This is a genomic window from Belliella filtrata, from assembly GCF_022549775.1.
In the GTDB taxonomy this organism is placed as follows: domain Bacteria; phylum Bacteroidota; class Bacteroidia; order Cytophagales; family Cyclobacteriaceae; genus Belliella; species Belliella filtrata.
The window spans coordinates 1-1098 of the sequence record NZ_JAKZGP010000143.1 but is presented as its reverse complement, the minus strand read 5'-3'; the positions used below and the strand labels follow the sequence as shown (position 1 = coordinate 1098).

At 43.1% G+C, this 1098-nt stretch carries 1 protein-coding gene; it reads left to right on the top strand.

What is annotated here, in order from left to right:
• Positions 1–1089 (top strand): IS701 family transposase (locus MM239_RS20790; protein WP_241350248.1); only part of this gene is annotated, 1089 nt, incomplete at its 5' end.
• Between the last annotated feature and the right edge of the window lie 9 nt (positions 1090–1098).

The following is a 1098-nucleotide window of genomic DNA, read 5'->3' as shown; positions in this document are numbered from 1 at the left end:
TCATCGCTTCTTTCAGGGTCGGGAGAAACTGCCCTATTAATCGATGAAGTCGGATTTCGGAAGAAAGGACGACATTCCGCATGCGTGGGCAGGCAGTACCTCGGTTGCCTAGGCAAACAGGATAACGGTCAGGTTGCTGTTGTGGGGGGACTTTCTTCGGGAAGCCATTATTGTCCTGTAGACGTGGAACTTTTTATGCCCAAAAGTTGGGACTGTGACCTTCAAAGAAGGAAAAATGCTGGCATCCCAGACCATATTGCTCACCGAAGCAAGACTGATATGGCACTTGAAATGATCCTTGATCTTCAGTCCAGAGGGATCTCCTTTGACTATGTAGGTTTTGATTCCCTCTATGGCAGCAGTAGCCAGCTCATCGGTAGGCTCGATAAAGCCAAAATACCTTTTATTGGTGATGTCAGGGAAAATATCAACGTATACTTGTCAGAACCCAAATTTGCTATTCCCGCTGCTGAAAAGGGAAAACGGGGGAGAAAACCAAAACTTCTCAAGGCTGACATACAGACAGTCTCCCTGAAAGAACACATGGAAACCTTACAGTCGGAAGAATTCACCGAAATTGCTTTCAGGGATGGTACAAAGCAGAAAATCAGGGCTCTTTTCCATCAAAAGGACGTCTGGGTGAAAACCGATGACCATGTCTGTAAAGCACTTAAACTACAGCTCATTATCAGAAAAGATATTGACGGAACTACCAAATATTCATTTTGCAACATGCATGAGGATACACTCACAAAAATCGCCCAGAGACAGGGACAACGTGTTTTTGTAGAACGTATTTTCGAGGAAGGGAAAAACCAGATCGGGTTGGGAGACTATCAGGTACGAAGTTGGGAAGGGTTTCACAAACATATGACTTTATGTTTCATGGCATTTTATTATATTGCTTTACAGAAGGTAAACTATGATGAAACCTTACCACTGACTGCACCAGTAATTAGAAAATTAGTAGCTTCAACTATCTCTAGCAGGTGGGAAAACCTTGAGAGTACCATGGATTATTGTCTCAAACACCTTTATGCTTATCGACGCCAGATTCAAAGAAATTTAAACAGATCCCCAGAAACATGACAAAGTAGG